Annotated in this window: 10 protein-coding genes; 3 read left to right on the forward strand and 7 right to left on the reverse strand. The window is 64.9% G+C overall.

What is annotated here, in order from left to right; translation table 11 throughout:
- Nucleotides 1–134: 134 nt before the first annotated feature.
- From I8J29_RS21915 to I8J29_RS21930, 4 genes are all read right to left on the reverse strand, one after another.
- Entirely contained in the window at nucleotides 135–1,451 is a 1,317-nt protein-coding gene (locus I8J29_RS21915) for a glycoside hydrolase family 140 protein (protein WP_208849619.1), read from the reverse strand.
- Between the two features lie 232 nt (nucleotides 1,452–1,683).
- Nucleotides 1,684–5,958 (reverse strand): IPT/TIG domain-containing protein, encoded by a 4,275-nt coding sequence (locus I8J29_RS21920; RefSeq protein WP_208849620.1) that lies wholly within the window; start codon nucleotides 5,956–5,958, stop codon nucleotides 1,684–1,686.
- Between the two features lie 810 nt (nucleotides 5,959–6,768).
- Nucleotides 6,769–7,791 (reverse strand): Gfo/Idh/MocA family protein, encoded by a 1,023-nt coding sequence (locus I8J29_RS21925; RefSeq protein WP_208849621.1) that lies wholly within the window; start codon nucleotides 7,789–7,791, stop codon nucleotides 6,769–6,771.
- Between the two features lies 1 nt (nucleotide 7,792).
- Nucleotides 7,793–8,638 (reverse strand): sugar phosphate isomerase/epimerase family protein, encoded by an 846-nt coding sequence (locus I8J29_RS21930; protein ID WP_208849622.1) that lies wholly within the window; start codon nucleotides 8,636–8,638, stop codon nucleotides 7,793–7,795.
- Between the two features lie 162 nt (nucleotides 8,639–8,800).
- Between I8J29_RS21930 and I8J29_RS21935 the strand changes: the two genes are divergently transcribed.
- On the forward strand, nucleotides 8,801–9,700 hold the full coding sequence (locus tag I8J29_RS21935; RefSeq protein WP_208849623.1) for a helix-turn-helix domain-containing protein: 900 nt from the start codon (nucleotides 8,801–8,803) through the stop codon (nucleotides 9,698–9,700).
- Nucleotides 9,701–10,015: 315 nt separating this feature from the next.
- Here the strand turns inward: I8J29_RS21935 and I8J29_RS21940 are convergent, their stop codons facing one another.
- Nucleotides 10,016–11,890 carry a heparinase II/III domain-containing protein gene (locus I8J29_RS21940; RefSeq protein WP_208849624.1) on the reverse strand — a complete coding sequence of 625 codons (1,875 nt, stop codon included), beginning with the start codon at nucleotides 11,888–11,890 and terminating at the stop codon, nucleotides 10,016–10,018.
- Nucleotides 11,891–11,908: 18 nt separating this feature from the next.
- Complete coding sequence (locus I8J29_RS21945; protein ID WP_208849625.1) at nucleotides 11,909–12,421, reverse strand: GNAT family N-acetyltransferase; 513 nt, start codon at nucleotides 12,419–12,421, stop codon at nucleotides 11,909–11,911.
- A gap of 449 nt (nucleotides 12,422–12,870) precedes the next feature.
- Between I8J29_RS21945 and I8J29_RS21950 the strand changes: the two genes are divergently transcribed.
- Nucleotides 12,871–13,962: a hypothetical protein gene (locus I8J29_RS21950; protein ID WP_208849626.1), complete on the forward strand. Its 1,092-nt coding sequence runs from the start codon at nucleotides 12,871–12,873 to the stop codon at nucleotides 13,960–13,962.
- Between the two features lie 221 nt (nucleotides 13,963–14,183).
- Here the strand turns inward: I8J29_RS21950 and I8J29_RS21955 are convergent, their stop codons facing one another.
- On the reverse strand, nucleotides 14,184–15,041 hold the full coding sequence (locus tag I8J29_RS21955; protein ID WP_208849627.1) for an AraC family transcriptional regulator: 858 nt from the start codon (nucleotides 15,039–15,041) through the stop codon (nucleotides 14,184–14,186).
- Nucleotides 15,042–15,368: 327 nt separating this feature from the next.
- On the opposite strand from I8J29_RS21955, the gene I8J29_RS21960 reads away from it, so the two are divergent.
- A complete protein-coding gene (locus tag I8J29_RS21960) occupies nucleotides 15,369–17,138 on the forward strand; it encodes a glycoside hydrolase family 36 protein (RefSeq protein ID WP_208849628.1) in 1,770 nt (589 codons plus the stop codon).
- The last annotated feature ends 84 nt before the right edge of the window (nucleotides 17,139–17,222 follow it).

Raw genomic sequence — 17,222 nt, forward strand, 5'->3', positions numbered from 1 at the left:
CCTTTCGGGCCCGCGCGCGCAAAAAAAATTCCGAGGCGCCGGCCTCGGAACGTTCTTCACGCTTGCCTGGCAGGGCCGGAAATTAGCGGGATGCTTCCCTGCCGCTTCGCGACTGACCGCGGGACAGGTCCGCGCTAGACGGCGTCCAGCACGAGCACCCAATCGCTGCCCCTTCCCGCTTGCGGCGGCAGAAACGTCGCTTCGCCCGCGTTCGGGAACCGGCCGATCGCCGTCGTTTCGCCCGTGCGCGGATCGAACCAGGAGGCGTCGACTTCCTCGCCGGCGATCCGGCCCATTGCCGCGCGCAGCGCGAGACCGTTCGGGGAATACAGGAACGCGTGCCGCTCGCCCCTCGCCGCGACCGCATGATTGGCGCCTTCTTCGTTGGCGGCGAGCAAGCTTTGGTCCGGCACCCGCTCCAGCATCGGGCGGGACTCCGCAAGCGTGCGCACATGCCGCATCTGCGCCGCGCCGGGACGCAGGATCGCCTGCTTCCACGTCATGATGAACGTGCTCGTCGGCTCCGTATTCAGCGACCAGACGCAATGGTGCCCGTACGTGATGCCGAAGCCGCCGGCCAGCACCCCGTAATACGCGGCCTTGCGCACGTCCGCCTCGTCGAAATAGCCGTTAACGGGGTTAAAGCCCCGCGGATGGTCCTCGTAGCAGGGCTCCGCCTCGAGCATCGGCTTGACCGGCGTCCGCGCGTAGTCGGCCGCCACGAGCTTGTAGTTGGTTTGCTCGCCGAGGCCGTGGCTGGATTGAATCATGTTGAAGTCGAGCCACGGCTCGCCATGCACGTGATGGGAGGAAGAGTGTCCGCCCATCGGATGGAACGTCCGGAGATGGCGGTTGCCGTCGCCTTCCGCGAGCCCTTCGGCCATGGCGTTCACGATCTCGAAATGGCGCCGCTGCGTCAGCGCCCGGTCCCCGCCGAGCACCCAAATCACGTTCGACCGCTCGCGGTAGCGCTCGCCGAGCCACCGGCCGTAGGTCCGCGCGTTGTCCGGCGCGAAGATGTCCGGTCCCTCGCCCCAGGCGATATGGTACTTATCCCCCCAGGTCGGCAGCAGCGCGATATACAGGCCGAGCTCCGCCGCCTTGTCCACGACGTAATCGACATGATCCCAATACGAATAGCCGCCCGGCTCCGCGCCCGTATCGGGCGTCGACGGATCGAAGGCGCCGTTCGCCGACCGGAGCAACGGCACCCTGCCGTACGCGTTGGGCTTCGTCAAGCCTCCGAATTCCGCGAGGCCGACGGCTTGAATGACCGTATAGCCCCGTTCCGCGCGATTGCGCAAATAATGGTCCGCTTCCTCGCGCGTGGACCGGTGGAACAGCTCCCACGCCGTATCGCCGAGCCAGAAGAACGGCGCGCCGTCCTCCGTCACGAGATAACGCCGGTTCTCGCTCACCTTCAATCTTGGCAAAGCCGCGTTCGTCGACATTCGCTTCTCCTCCGCGCATTCAAAATGGTTCAACCCCGCCATAAACCGTTTCACTTCGCAATATAGCACGGCAAGTAAGCGCTGTCCATTCTAAATATACGCGTTGTATACAATCGATCCGCGACCCGTGGGCCAAACGCAAAAAAGCCCGCGCGTCTAGGACGCTCGGGCTTCCGCGCTTCAATCGCGGACAGAATCGATAGCTAATAATCGCGGATTCATTGGCTGAGCATTAAGGTTCCGCTATATACGTGAAGGCATCGGAGACGGTGGATGAACCGCCTTCTCCCATCACGATGACATCAACGAATCCCGGAGCGCTAGCCGGCGTTACGAGCGTAATCTGGGTATCCGAATTGATTGTAAACGGAACCTTCTCGCCTCCGAACCAAACCTCCGTAGTGTGTGCAAAGCCGGAGCCCGTAATGACTACCGCCGTACCGCCAGTAACCGGGCCGGCCGTCGGGCTAATTTGAATGATATTAGGCATCGCCGCGTACGTATACGAACCGGTTAACGTCCCCGAACCGCCGTAAGTCGTAACCGTTACGTCAACCGGAGCGCCTGCCATGCCTGCCGGTACAATGACATTGAGCTGCGTGGGCGAGATAGGCGTGTAGTCGTAAACCGATACGCCGCCGAACGTAACGCCGGTCGTCCAATACAACCCGCTTCCCGTGATGGTCACGGTATTGCCGCCGCTGTCCGGACCGATAGGTTTGCTAATGCTCGTTACCGTTGGGGCGGCGACGTACGTAAAGCCTCCGATTACGGTTCCCATGCCGCCCGCCGTCGTGACCACTACATCTACCGCGCCCTCCATGCCAGCCGGTACGGTGGCCGAGATTTGCGTATCCGAGATGACCGTGAACGATACAGCCGCTTCGCCGCCGAAGGTAACCGATGCCGCGTCCGTAAGGCCGTTACCCGCGATCGTTACGAGAGTGCCTCCCGCAACCGAACCATAAGCCGGACTAATAGCATTGACGACCGGCGTCGCAACAAACGTATATCCGGCAGTCGCCGTTGTCGATCCGCCAAACGAGGTTACCGTAACGTCCGCCGAACCGGTAAACCAAGAAGATGGTACGATGACTGTAAGCTGCGTGTCCGTCACGATTCCCGTAATCGAGCCTGGCATGCCGTCGAACGTAACGGCCGTCGCGCCCGTAAAGCCGCTTCCGGAGATGGTTACGATATTGCCGCCGCTATCCGGTCCGGCTGCCGGACTGATGCTTGTAATCGACGGGACCCCGACATACGTAAAGCCGCCCGCCTTGGTTCCCGTGCCGCCGGACGTCGTGACCGCGAGATTCGCCGAACCCGGAGCCGCTGCCGGCGAAGTCGCCACGATCATCGTATCCGAAAACACGGCGAACGATATGGCCGGCATGCCGCCAAACGTGACGGCCGTCGCGCCCGTGAACCCGGTGCCCGTAATCGTCACGCTCGTGCCGCCCGCTGTCGGACCGGCCGAAGGGCTGACGCTCGCAATCGTCGGCGCCGCCACGTACGTGTAACCCGCGGCCTTGGTCCCTGTACCGCCGATCGTCGTAACCGCGACGTTTGCCGAACCTGCCGAGCCTGCCGGGGCGGTAGCCACGATTTGCGTATTCGATACAAGGGTGAACCCGGTCGCAGCTGTGCCGCCAAACGTGACGGCCGTTGCGCCCGTAAACCCGGTGCCCGCAATCGTCACGATCGTTCCGCCTACTGTCGGACCGGCCGATGGGCTGACGCTCGCAATCGTCGGCGCAGCCACATACGTATACCCTGCGGCCGCCGTCGCCGTACCGCCGATCGTCGTAACCGTCACATCTACCGCGCCTGCCGTTCCTGCCGGAGCGACAGCCGTGATTTGCGTATTCGAGTCCACTTCGAACGAGGCAGCCGCCTCTCCGCCAAAGTTAACGGCCGTCGCGCCCGTAAACCCGGTGCCCGTAATCGTCACGCTCGTGCCGCCCGCTGCCGGACCGGCAGACGGGCTGACGCTGACCGTAGCCGGAGCCGCTACGTACGTAAAACCTCCGACCTTGGTTCCCGTGCCGCCGATCGTCGTGACCGCAACATTCGCCGCGCCTGCCGTTCCTGCCGGAACGGTTGCCGTGATTTGCGTATCCGATACGATCGTATACCCCGTAACCGGCTCGCCGCCGAACGCAACGGCCGTTGCGCCCGTGAAACCGATGCCCGTGATCGTCACGCTCGTGCCGCCCGCTTCGGGGCCAACCGCCGGGCTAATGCCGGCAATCGCCGGAGCCGCTACGTACGTAAAGCCGCCGGTCTTGGTTCCCGTGCCGCCGACCTTCGTAACCGTGACGTCCGCCGCTCCCGCCGTGCCTGCCGGCGCGACTGCGGTGATTTGCGTATCCGAATCAACCGTGAACGAGGCAGCCGGCGCGTCTCCGAATGTAACGTCCGTCGCGTCCGTGAACCCGGTGCCCGCGAGCGTCACGCTCGTACCGCCCGCTGCCGGACCGGCCGCCGGGCTGACGCTCGCGACCGCCGGCTTCCGGACGATCGTCACCGCGCTGCCGTCCGTCGTGGCTTCGACCGTCAACGAATAAATGCCCTGGGCGTTCTTCACGTTAATTTGGAAGGTTGCCGGCTCGCCCGTGACAGGGTCGCCGTCGTCAACCAAATGCGTTGCCGTATAGACGCTTCCGACATTCGTAAACGTATCCGGGTTGCTGCCGTTGATTTTAAAATTGTCGAGCTTCGTAACCGGAACGTCCGCCGTAAAGGTCAGCGTGATCGTATCGCCGATAGCCGCGACGCCCGGGCTTTCGTTGTTTGAAGCGATGCCGACGTTCGAGATGACCGGCGGAGCCGCCTGGTCGACGACGACCTCGCGCGTCGCTTCCGCGGCCGGATTGCCGGCGGTATCGCGAACGTTGTAGTGTACGACATACGTTCCGGCCGACGTCGTGTCGATGGAAGAGACCGGCTCGCCGTTCTTCGTGTACGTGACCGTCGCGCTCAAAGCCGAATCCTGATTGTCCGTCACCGTAACGCCCGCATCCGCATAGTCGCTGCCGTATGCGACATGGACAGTCGCTTCGCCTTTCAGCGCGATTACCGGCGGCGTACGGTCCGGCGTGCTCGTCACCGGCGACGACGGACGCACCAGATCCGAGCCCGCGCCGTTGTTGACGGCGCTCGTACCGCCGGCAATCGCGGCTCCGCCGCCTCCGGTCACGCCGGTCACGCCGGCCGCGACCGAAATGCTCGTTCCCGGCGTCGTGATTTTGGCATTCGCGCCGCCGGACTTAACCTCGACCTTCGCAACCTTGCCCGCGCCGGCAACCTCCGTGCCTTCGGCCGCGGTCGCGACCGCGCCGACCGTTCCCGCGACGTCCACCCGGGCGCCTGCGGCTTCCGCGTTCACGGTCACCGTATCCGCGCTCGAGTCTTCGTCGACGATGACTCTCGAATGCTCGCCGCTGATGCTCACTTCCTTCATGGTCGCTTTCCGAGCGGTCACCGTGACTTCGGGCGCCGCGACCGCGATGCTGCCGACGGTCCCCTGCACGTTCACGTCGTCGGAGCCGTCGTCCACGTAGACGACTTCGACCCTCGCATCGTCCTGCACCTTCACGCTGACGACGCCGTCGATTCGGGACACGATGACCCGCGATACGGATGAATTCCCTTTAATGATGACGGAATTCTCCCCGCCTCCGCGAACGACCATCCTGCCCGTGACGTTCACGTTATGCAGCGTGATCTCGCCGTTGCCGACCCCGTCGCCGAGAATCAGATCGCCGTTCACCGTGACGTTATCCAGCATGACGCCCGGCGCGTTGATCAGGACGTTCCCCTGCGCAACCTCCGTGACGACGCCTGCCGAACGGACGTATTGCTTAATCATGTTATCGAGCGTCTGCGCGAACTCCGCCCGCGTCATGCGCCCCTTCGGGTTTAATTTACCGTCTGCCCCGTGAACGTAACCGGCGTTCGCGATCGCATGGACGCTCCCTTTGGCCCAAGCGGACAGCTCGCCCGCGTCCGCGAACGCGACGTTCGAGGCCTCCGCCGGCTGCAGCTTGAATACGCGGGCGAGAATCGTGAACGCTTCTTCGCGCGTGACGGCATCCTTCGGCCGCATTTGGCCGTTCGAACCGCCGACGGCGCCCATATGATAGGCGATCGCCATGTCCGGCGCGTACCAAGCCCCCGGCGCCACGTCCTCAAACGCGGCAAGATCCCCCTTCACGGAAGCGCCGAACATCCGCACGACGATCGAGGCCATTTCCGCCCGCGTCAGTTGGGCATTGGGATTGATCTTGCCGTCCGCTCCCCGCAGCAGTCCGTTCGCGACCGCATGCTGCAGCGCGGACGTCGACCAATCGCTCGGCATATCCGCGAACGCTTGCGCCCCCGCGCCTTGCCCCGCCCCGGCCGCCCCGGCCGCGCCGGCCGCAACCGGCAGCGCGCCGAACAGCATGGACGCGGCGACGAGCATGCTCACGCCGCGAAGCGTCTTCTTCGTCCTTCGTAAACGCAATTCCATTCTCCCCTTTTCTGTAAACCGAGTCCGCGGAAAACCGTCAAAACAAAACTTTCACGTTCTGACAAAATTCAGCAAAATTCTCCGTTTCCCTAGTATAGTTCCAGCGACACTAGTCCGCAATGCCTATTTTCATAGATTTACCAAGACCGGGGACGCAAAGGCGGCTTCGCGAAGAGGGAAGCAGGCTTGGAGAATGCCGCCGCATCGACGACAGACGACCCCCGCCAGAAGCGCAGACAAAAAGCCCCGACGCGCCGGCCGTCCGCCGATCTCGTCGAGGCTTTTCCGTTACAACGCAAGGACCGGCCGCACTCCTGGAAGCGATGCCGCCCTTATTCCCCTGCCGCCGTCAACTGCTTGCGGCCGACGATGACCCTGTCTGACGCGGGGCAGGCTCGCGATCTGACGGTCGTAGACGCTCCGGTCGTAACCGATGACGACCGTGCCCGGTCTTTGCCGAGCGGCTCTCCATAGACAGAGCGGTCCGGACGAATGGTTCGGCTTCGCGGCGATATCCGCCATGGCTGCGTCGTACCGCGCGACGGCTTCGTCGGACGCGCCATATTTTCTTGCCAGTCTTAAAGCACGACATAATCTTCATAAAAAAGAACCGGCCGGGCACGTAACGTGCCTCGGCCGGTTCTTCGCCCAATCTCGGAGCAGGACCGGGTGCTGCATGACGTTGCGCCGAGCACGGCGGACCGGCTTCGACAGCCGGCCGCCTCGCCGGCATCTGCCGGCAAGACCTGCCCGCCAGCCGATCGGCCTGCCCTGACCAGATGGCGCCCCGATCCGCGCCGCGCGTCAGTTCGCCGCGTTGACGGTCCGCGTCCGCGGCGCCACGAGCTCGCCGCCGAGCTCCGCCGAGCGCTGCTCCGCTTCGATGATCGCCATCGTGTCCAGCGTCGCTTCCGGCGGACAGACGGCGACCGGCTGCCCGGACGCCACGGCGTCCAGGAAGTAGCGAATCTCGCGGTAGTAGCCCGCGTCCTGCGGCAGCTCCGCCTTGAAGCCGGGCTCGCCGACGGGATGCACGGACACTTCGCCCTCCGCGAACACGATGCTCGCGCCCTCCAGGTTCACCCGGTACGTCATCGCGAACTTGATGTCGCCTTCCAGCGTCCAGTCCGCCTGCGCGTTCAGCACCATGCCCTCCGGATAATAGTAGTTCGTCGAGACGACGTCGTACCCGCCCTTCGGCGCGACGACCCGGCCCGACGTCGATACCTTCGCCGGCAGGCCGAACAGCCAATTGACGATGTCCGTGTCGTGGACGTGCATGTCGAGCAGGCAGCCGCCGCTGTTTTCGCCGTTCAAGTACCACGGCAGCGGATAGCCCGACCCGCGGAAGAAGTAGCCGGCTCTCACGTTGCCGTAGCGTCCGTCCGCGACGCAGGCTTTCAAATATTCATAGGCCGGCCAGAAGCGCAGGCACTGCCCGATCATCAGCGTCCGGCCGGAAGCGGCCGCCGCCTCCGCCATCCGGAGCGCCTGCTCCGACGTGCGGGCCATCGGCTTCTCGCAGAGCACGTGATAGCCCTGCTCCAGCAGCGAGCAGGCCAGCTCCGCGTGGAACGGCGTCGGCACCGTGATGTCGACGATGTCCAGCGTTTCGTCCCGCAGCATCGCCTCGACCGAATCGTACAGCGCGTACGCCGCCAGCCGGTCGTTCTTCAGCTCCGCGATCTTCAGGTCGCAGATCGCCGTCAGCTCGACGGGATAGCCCTCCCGCGCCAGCCGTTCGTACACGTCCAGGTGGACGCCGCCCATCGAGCCGATGCCGATCAGGCCGACCCTGAGCGTCCGGTTGTCGTTCGCGTTCGTCATCTTAGCCTCGTCTCCCTTCCAAAATGCGGTCCATCGCCAGCGACGCGTTGTAGACCATTTGATACGGATCGTGCTTGTACGTCCCCATCTCGGCGATGAGGTAGCCGTCGTAGCCGACGGCCTCGAGCGCGTTCATGACGGCCGGGAAATCGACGTCCCCCGCCAGCAGGTCGACGAAGCCGTGCAGCCCGCCCGCCTCCAGCCGGTAGTCCTTCACGTGCACCTTCTTGATGCGCTTGCCGAGGATGCGGACCCACTGCTCCGGGTACCCCGTCGCCAGCACGTTCCCCACGTCGAAATACGCCCCGACGTACGGCGAATTGACCGCGTCGATGAAGCCCCGCAGCTCGAGCGGCGAGAGCAGAAACTTGTTCCAGACGTTCTCGAGGCCGATGTTGACGCCGGCGGCGCGCGCGTCGTCCGCCAGCCGCGAGATCGCGTCCAGCGCGCGGTCGTACGCGTATTCGTAGTCGACGACCTCGAAGTCCGGGATGAATGCCACGCCGACGGCGCCCGGCACGACGAGTATCGTGTCCACGCCGAACGCGGCGGCCAGCTCCAGCTGTTTGCGGCAAATGTCCATCGCCCGGGCGCGGACGGCTTCCGATTCGCTCGTCATGCTGTTGCTCCAATACAGTCCCGTGGCCAGGCCGCAAATTTCCACGCCGGCCGCTTCCGCCTGCGCCGCGATGGCGCGCGCGTCCTTCTCCGTCGCCCGCAGCCCGAGCTCGCCCGACTCGTCGAGCGTCAGCTCGATGCCGTCGTAGCCCGCCCGCTTGGCGATGCCGAGACAATCCGCGATCGGCGTCCCGCCCGGGAACGACCATTTGTTGATCCCTTTTTTCACCGTGGCTCCTCCTTCGGCTTGCTTGCCGTTTTGCATCATTCCGTCATGCGTATTTTCATTATAGCGAGCGGAACGTATAATGAATTTGGACGATAGAGGCATTAGTTGGACGATTCCGGTTCGTTTTTTTCAAGGCTTTTCAAGAAAGGGGCCAGGCTCGCGATGACGGAAGAACCGCTCTACCCGCTGCGCCGGACGGCTGCGTTCCGCGAGTGGAGCCCGAGCATTCATTACGCGAAATACCAGGTGCTGCAGCCGGCCGCGCTGGAGTGGCGGCGCTTGTACGACTATGAGCTGCTGTACGTGTACGAAGGCGAAGCCGCGACCGAGATGAACGGCCGGCGCCACGCCGTCCGGACGGGCCAGCTGGTGTTCCTGCCCGCGGGCATCCGGCACCGGAACGCGGTCGTCGCCCCGAACACGCGGCTGCTCGGCATTCACTTCGATTTCTTCGACGAGCTGGCGGTCCTCTCCGACGCGGACTTGGTGGTGAACGAGGAGACGGCGGACGCGGCGAAATTTTGCCGGGAGGCGCACGCGGAGCCGTTCGCGCCGCTGTCGGCGTTCGCGGTCTTGACGCCGCCGCCGGCCTGCGTCGCGCTCATGGAGGCGATCGTCGAGGAGTTCTCGGCCCGGCCGCTCGGCTACGAGCTGGCCTGCAAGTCGCTCATGCTCGGCGTGCTGTCGCAGCTGCTCCGGCTGCAGTACGCCGAGCCCCTGTCCGGCGCGACGATCCACGTCGCGCGCATCCGGGAGCTGATGGCCGAGATCGAACGCCGACCGGCCGAGCGGTGGAGCAATCCGCTGCTCGCGGAACGGCTCGCGATGAACGAGGACCATATGGCCAAGCTGTTCAAGGGCGTCGCCGGCCAGGCGCCGGGCGAGTTCGTGCGCGCCGCCCGCCACCGCGAAGCGCGCCGGCTGCTGCGGGAATCCGACCTGACGGCCGAGCGGATCGGGGAGCTCGTCGGCTACGCGGACCTGCATTATTTCAGCCGCGTTTTCCGCAAGCTCGAAGGCGTGTCGCCGCGGGCGTACCGGAAGCTGTCGCGGGTGTTGTAAGGCACGGCGAACGACGGCAATGCCGACAATGGCGAACGCCGGACAGGGACGCGTCGACGGCGATTGAAGACGGCGAACGACGGCAATGCCTGATAATGGCGAACGCCGGAGAGGGACGCGTCGACGGCAATTGACGACGGCAGACGATAGAAGCGCACGACGACGAAGGCACATCGGCGCAAGACGAAGAGACCCTCCTCGGCGAGGAAGGTCTCGTTCGCGCGGCGCGTTCGGGCGGCATGTTTCGGCTTTACGATAAGACACCCCCATGCTCAGACGAGCCGGGGGTGCCGTTCTGCGTTACGGCAGCGACTTCTAGCAGCGGCTGATACGGATGACGCTTTCGCCGGTTTCGGCGGGCGCCCGCAGCGTCAACCGAATCCGGTACAGCTGCTCGCCCCACGCCTCCCGCATCACGGGGTCCTCCAGCGGCACGCGCTCCGCTTCGCCGGCATACCGGTCTCCGTCATACGCGATCCGGATCCGGTTCCCGCGCTCGTCCTCCAGCACGAAGCTTCCGCCGCCCTCGCCGCGGGGAAGGCGAGGCGTCATCAGATGAAGCGCGACGCCGGCCGACGGCTGCCGCAGACGATACGCGTCCCGGATTTCCACGTACGGCGACCCGCCGCGGACAAGCGTGCACGTCCGCCGCCAGCCGACGATCCCGGCCGCGTCCGGGTAGGCGCCCGCAAGCTCCATCGCGAGCGAAGCCGCCTCGTCATCCCGCTCGCAACGGACGTCGCCGGCCCGATACGGCCTGCCGTTCATCTGCTGAACGCCGTTCGCCAGCGGCACGTTGTGGTAGGCGGACCGCACGGCCCATTGGTCATACCGCTCGGCGAAAAACGATTTGGACGTATACGTCAAGACGCCGGGATCCACGAGCATCGGCGAGCCGTCGCAATAGACGATGAAGTGCCCGATATCGTTATGGTTGTGGCTTTCGTCGTTATGTCCGCCCTTGGCGGCCAGATAGAGCCCTGCGGAGGATCCTTCCCGTTCCCGCGCCGCCATCCATTGAATGCCGTCCAGCCAAGCGTCCCGGACGTAAGGCGAATCGCCCGAATACCGCTCGACCTCCGCGTAATGCAGAATCGCCGGCAGGAGGCGGAACAGGTTCGCGAACTCCGGCCGGGTCGCCTCCGCCCCCCGCATCCACTGCGCTCTCGCGCCCAATTCGGCAAGCCGGGCGTCCCCGGTCCGCCGCCCGTAGCGGTAGACCAGCTCCGCGGGAATCGCCACCCGGGGCGGACTGTCCGCGGCGTTGACGTAATACGCCTCGTCGATGAAGACCTTGTACAGGAAGGCGCCCATGCGCCGGATCAGCGGCTCTTCGCAGCCGTCGATCGCCCCCTCCGAGGCGCCGTGCAGCAATTCCAGGCAATCGAACAACGCCCCCGCCGCGTACAGCCAATATTTCGGCCCTTCCTCGCAGCCGCCGTCGGGATGCAGCCGTTCGAGGTAGCGGTCCAAGCTCCGCAGCGCCTTGGCGACCGCCGTTTCCCGCCGCGCGGGGTCCGCTTCCAGCAGCAGGACGGCCGCCAGGCAGTTGGAATGGCACCACGGGTTCCAATTGTTCAGCATCCGTTCCCCGTGAAAACCCATCCACCAAAAATCGTCCCGCTCCAAGTACGGATCCAGGATCCGCTTGCCAACCTCCAGCTCGATGCGCTCGCCGATCATCCGGCTCGTTTCGTCTAGCACGGGCCTCAGCAGGTACAGCGTCCAGGCGAGCAGCGCCGCCGTCTCGGCCGCGAAGAGCTCGATCACGGGATCCGATACGTCCGGGAGCAGCTCCTGCCGCTTCATCATGTAGCCGTGCGCGGGAATGCCCCAGAACGTCTCTTCGCAGATGGACCAGATGCCATTGACGATTTCGTCGGCGAAGCGGCCCCGGTTCTCGATGCATTCCGCGACGACGAGCTCGGCCAGCGCATGCCTCCGCTCCCAGGAAGCCCGGTCGTAGCGTTCGCGGTCTCCCGTCCGGCCGTAGGCCATGTACGCCGCGGCCGGCAGCGGTGCCCAGCCTTCTTCGAGCCGGCGCTCGCCTTTGCGGAGCCAAAAGGACTTCAGCGTCTCCGGCAGCGCCTCCCACGACTCGCGGTCCCCGATCGCGGGAAACGGCTTGTACCGGTCCTTCGGGAGCAGCAGCTTCCCCAGGTCTTCATTCGCATAGCGTTCCGCAAGCATCGAACGTCCCCCTTGTTCTCAGCCGCCGAAAGCATACGCCATCAGCACTTCGTGCGCGTACGTCCCGTCGTCCAGCTTCAGCGCGTTCCGCTCCAGCCCGTACGCGGCGAAGCCCAGCGACTCGTACAGCCGCTTCGCGGGCGCGTTCGTATCCACCACGGCCAGCTGCGCCAGCTCCAGTCCGGGCAGTTCGCCGGCGCGGCGGAGCAGCTCCGCCATCAGCCCGCGGCCGACGCCGCGTCCCTGTGCCGCCGGATCGACGTACATGCCCCAGATCATGCCTTTATGGCGCATCTTCCGCGAAGCTTCCCGGCGAAACCCGACGATTCCCGCGAGCTCGCCCGCTTCCGTGAACGCGCCCAGGATGAATTGGCCCGGATCCGCGGAGAACCGCGCCTGCACGTCCGCGAACGGCGTGTCCTTCGCTTCCTCGTAAGCCGAGCCGAAAGCCAGCGGATACCGCCGCAGCGCTTCGAGCCGCAAACGCCAAAAGCTCGCCGCGTCCTCGACCGTCAGTCTTCTAATGTCCATCTCCCGATTCTCCTTCCTTTCCGAACCCCGTAAGGCCTCGCGCCTGAGCCCCGCACCGGCCGCGCGCTTGGGCGCGAAACCGGCGGGCCGGCGCAAGCCGGCCGGGACGTCGCGGCGCCATCGCCGCCGCGACGTCCCGTTCGGCGTTTCTTACCCTTTCGCCGGCCGCCGCCGATTCCCTCCCGCGCGGTTCCCGCCGGCCGCCCGGCCATGCGCCTCGAAGCGGCCAAAACGGCAATCGGCGTGCTCCGCGCCCGATCTTGTGGTAGAATCTTATGGTAAACCATAGGGAATTCCCGCGAGCCTTGGCGGCGTCCGGCAGGATTTTTTCCACAACTGTCGAATACTGTCGTGATACCCAATCAATTCATAGGGGACAGAACCAGCAAGTTACTGCATAATGAGAAGTGTGCCAGACTATTTTTGACATGAAAAAGGGAGCACGTACCATGATCGTACATTACACAAAAGATATCGCCAGCGCCCTCGGCATTTTGAGCTCCGGCGAGCTTCAAATGACGCGTCTCGGCGGCTTGGACGAATCGAACGACGCTTTACGCCACTTGAACGACTTCAACCGCCTGCACTATACGCAGGATCTGATCGCCACCTTCAAGCAAGCGCTGAAACTGATGAACCAGACGCCGAACCTCGACCAGAAGCAATTCTTCACGCATACGTTCATGGCGGCGCAGCTCCGCAAGGTCGCGTACCAGAACGGCGTTTCGCTCGGCGGCTCCCTCGGCCGGCTCTTGAGCCAGAACAGCTTCATGGCCCGTTTCAGCGACGAGGAAGCGAGCGCTTTCGCCGATCCGTCCCGCGGGGAGATCGCCTTCGAATTCGAGGGCAATCCGCTGGCGGCGCCGCGCGGCTTCCAGCTGCTGTTCAATAAAGTGCACTACACCGACTCGGAGAAACTGAAGAAGCTCGAGGCGGACAGCGGCGACGACATGGCGCAGTTCATGGACGGCGTCGCGCAGGAGAACGACTCCACGTTCGCGGACATCCTGGCCGCGTACATCGAGAAGCTGGAGAAGCAGCAGCTTAGCTACACCGGCATCATTCACGATCTGCTTGCCGCCCTGATGGAAGAGAACCGCGGGGGCGACTATACGCCGCTCGACCTGTACACGCTCGACGAGACGGTGCAGACGGTCAAATTCATCCACGACTTCATCGTCGAGGACTACACGACCAAGTTCCGCACGGAGACCGGCCAGAAGCCGCCGACCAAGCTCGAGATCAAGCAGATTCTGAAGCAGAACCCGGACATGATCCAGGCGACCTGGATCGACATCCGCAGCGCCCTGATCGCGGACGACGGGTCCGAAGGGGAGCGCGAGGTGCGCGCGATCCTGCTGCCGCAGAACAAGAAGCAGTTCAATCAGCAGAAGAAATTCATTCCGGCCGACTTCGAAGCGGACAAGCTTCGCCGGATCGTCATTTCCGCGAACGCCGCGCACAAGGACGAGTGGAAATCGAAGCTCGAAGACGCGCTGTTCACGAACAAAATCGCGAACGTCGAGGTCGTCGTCCTGTAGGACGCGGCGCCGCCGAACGCGCCAAAAAGCGGCTTTCCCGTTGCGGGAAAAGCCGCTTTTTGGCATAAACGCCGCCGCGATCGCGCATGCTACGCGTGATCCGGCTTTTTCCGCGCGCGGGCGGACTGTCCGACAGGGCGGCGGCATCCCGGCCGGTCGGCTTGGACTTCTCGATCCGGCCTGCCCGCCGCTTCCCCCGGCGCTTGCCTCGCCCCGATCGCTTAAGGCCGGTTGCGGTACGCGGTCGGCGACATGCCCTGCAGCCGCGAGAACACCTTGCCGAAGTACGCCGCGTCCCCGAAGCCCGCGCTGCTCGCGACGATCTGCACGGGCAGGCTCGTCCGGCTGAGCAGCAGCCGCGCCTTCTCCATCCGGTATCGCAGCAGGAATTCGTACGGCGCCGCGCCGGTCCGCGCATGGAACAGCTTCGTGAAATACGCGCGGTCCAGGCCGACGTGCCGGGCGATGAGCGAGATCGTCAGCTTGCTCTGGTAATGCTGCTCGATGAATTTCACCGCGCGGGCGACGTACGCCTCGCTTCCTTCCTGGCGGCGCGCCGGCGTCCGCGCTTCCCGGCGCCCCTCCAGGAAGGTGCCGAACAGCTGCAGCAGCAGCCCGCCGCCATGCAGCTCGGCCGCCGGGTCGTCGGCGGCGGAGCGGCGCAGCAGCTCGGCGAGCAGCCCGGCCGCCGCCTCGGGCGCCGGCTGCGCGGCGGTCGGCGACTGCTGGCTGAATCCCGCCGCCCGCAGCAGCTCCGGAGCGAGCTTCCCGCCCATGCCGACCCAATAATACGTCCACGGCTCCGTCTCGCTCGCCCGATACGACGCCGGCCGGTTCGGGAACATGCAGAAGCAGTCGCCCGCTTGCAGCGCGTACTCGCAGCCGTCGGTCTTGAACGTCCCCTTCCCCGATACGACGAAATGGATCAAGTAATGGTCGCGCATCGTCGGACCGTATTGATGGCCCGGCTGGCAGCGCTCGCGCCCGCAATAATAGAGCCGCGCGTCCAGCTCCAGCCGTCCCGTCATGAAATGCTCCGCAAACCGCCTGTCCGGCGGCGCCTCTTCGCTTCGCGGCATCATGCCCCTCCTGTTCTGCCTGTCCTACCTAACCTACCTGTCCTACCTAACCTAGCCTGCCCTATCTAACTTACCCTATCTATCTCATCGCGCGAATCGTCGCTCCTCGAAAGAAACGCCGAACGACGCATCGAACGACACAACCGATCGGCACATCGCAGCGAACCTCGCAGCACACAAATCAACCCGCTTACAACCCCGAAATTCGGCCAATAACTCCATTTAAGACACAAACGAACGAATTTGCAACACATTTCGCACCTGTATGCCGCCCCCTCTCCGGCGCTATAGTTAAAGCAATGAAACGACGAGGAGAGGATTTCCCCTATGCATAGCTTAACGGCAGGCTTGTACGAATACCGGCTGGACAGCGAGGCTTCCCCGTTCCGCGCCAGCCTGCGGATCGAACGCGAAGCGGACGGCGTCGACATCGTCCATCTGCTGATCGAAGCCGACGAACCGCAGATTCCGCCCCCCTTTACGCTCTCGTGGCACGTCCCGATCATCGACGCGCAGGGCATGTGGCATCCCACGGCCAATTTCAACAAAGGCCTGCGGGCCGACTGGGCGCAGCCCTTCGATTCGAAGTCGACGTATTCCGCGCCCGTCGTCAGCCTCTACGCCGCTTCGGGCCGCAACCGGCTGACGTTCGCGTTCTCCGACGTGCTGAACGTGATCAAATTCGACGCGGGCGTCAACGAGGAGACCGCCCGGTTCCGCTGCCTCGTCGCCCTGTTCGACACGCCGACGACGCCGCTGTCCCGCTACGAGGCCGAGCTGCGCGTCGATGCCCGGGACGTTCCGTATTACGAGGCGCTCAACGGCGTCAGCCGCTGGTGGGAGACGTACCCGGCCTATGCGCCCGCGCCCGTGCCGGCGGCGGCGCTCGAGCCGATGTATTCGACCTGGTACAGCTTCCATCAGCAGCTGACGCCGGAGGCGATCGAGCGCCAGTGCGAGCTCTCCCGCGCGATCGGCTGCGATTCCGTCATCGTCGACGACGGCTGGCAGACGGCGGACAACGCCCGCGGCTACGCGTACTGCGGCGACTGGAACGCCTGCGCGGAGAAGATCCCCGACATGAAGGCGCACGTCGCCCGCGTCCACGCGCTCGGCATGCGCTACCTGCTCTGGTACTCCGTGCCGTTCGTCGGCATTCACAGCGGGGCATGGAGCCGCTTCGAGCACAAGCTGCTGGCGTACATCGACCGCCTGAATACGGGCGTCCTCGATCCGCGCTACCCGGAGGTGCGGGAATATTTGATCGGGACGTACGAGCGGGCGCTGCTCGAATGGGACCTCGACGGGTTCAAGCTCGATTTCGTCGACGTGTTCCGCCAGCCGGCCGCCGAGCGCGAGGACGCCGACCCCGGCCGCGACATGGACTCCGTGGCGCAAGCCGTCGACGTCCTGCTAAGCGGCGTCATCGACCGGCTGCGCGCGATCAAGCCGGAAGTCATGATCGAGTTCCGCCAAGCCTACATCAGCCCGCTCATGCGCAAATACGGCAACATGTTCCGCGCCGGGGACGTGCCGAACGACGCGCTGCAGAACCGCGCGCACACGATCGACGTCCGGCTGCTCTGCGGCCATACGGCCGCGCATTCGGACATGATCATGTGGCATCCGGACGAGCCGGCGGAATCCGCGGCGCTGCAGCTGATCAACATCCTGTTCGCCGTGCCGCAGATTTCGGTCCGGCTGGACGCGCTGCCGCGGCGGCATCAGGAGATGGTCGCCTTCTGGCTCCGGTTCTGGCGCGAGCACCGGGACACGCTCATGGGCGGAGAGCTGGCCCCGCATCATCCCGAGCTCAACTATCCGCTCGTGACGGCGCGCGGCGCGCGCGCGTTCATCGCCGCCGCCTACCACGACACGGTCGTCGGGCTGCCCGGCGGACGGCCGGAGACGATCATCCTCGTCAACGGCACGCGCGGCGGGCGCTTGGTCGCGGAAGCGGCGGAGGAGATCGGCCCGCGTTCCGTCCGCGTCCTGGATTGCTGCGGCGAGGAGATCGACGCGTACTCGCTGGACGGTCTGAAGGGGCTTCGGGCGTTCGACGTGCCCGCTTCGGGCCTCGTGATCCTGCAAGCGTAAGCCGTCTCAGCCGCGGCGGAACGCGGATTACGAGCGGAATTGACCGCATGAACGATTCGCATCCCTAACCGTTAACCGCGCAAA

This window comes from Paenibacillus artemisiicola, assembly GCF_017652985.1.
In the GTDB taxonomy this organism is placed as follows: domain Bacteria; phylum Bacillota; class Bacilli; order Paenibacillales; family Paenibacillaceae; genus Paenibacillus_Z; species Paenibacillus_Z artemisiicola.

Coding starts and splice junctions, on each gene's coding strand:
- I8J29_RS21955 (WP_208849627.1), bottom strand. CDS start 15,041: ATGCCGCGAAGCGAAGAGGCGCCGCCGGACAGGCGGTTTGCGGAGCAT.
- I8J29_RS21925 (WP_208849621.1), bottom strand. CDS start 7,791: ATGACGAACGCGAACGACAACCGGACGCTCAGGGTCGGCCTGATCGGC.
- I8J29_RS21960 (WP_208849628.1), top strand. CDS start 15,369: ATGCATAGCTTAACGGCAGGCTTGTACGAATACCGGCTGGACAGCGAG.
- I8J29_RS21945 (WP_208849625.1), bottom strand. CDS start 12,421: ATGGACATTAGAAGACTGACGGTCGAGGACGCGGCGAGCTTTTGGCGT.
- I8J29_RS21950 (WP_208849626.1), top strand. CDS start 12,871: ATGATCGTACATTACACAAAAGATATCGCCAGCGCCCTCGGCATTTTG.
- I8J29_RS21935 (WP_208849623.1), top strand. CDS start 8,801: ATGACGGAAGAACCGCTCTACCCGCTGCGCCGGACGGCTGCGTTCCGC.
- I8J29_RS21940 (WP_208849624.1), bottom strand. CDS start 11,890: ATGCTTGCGGAACGCTATGCGAATGAAGACCTGGGGAAGCTGCTGCTC.
- I8J29_RS21915 (WP_208849619.1), bottom strand. CDS start 1,451: ATGTCGACGAACGCGGCTTTGCCAAGATTGAAGGTGAGCGAGAACCGG.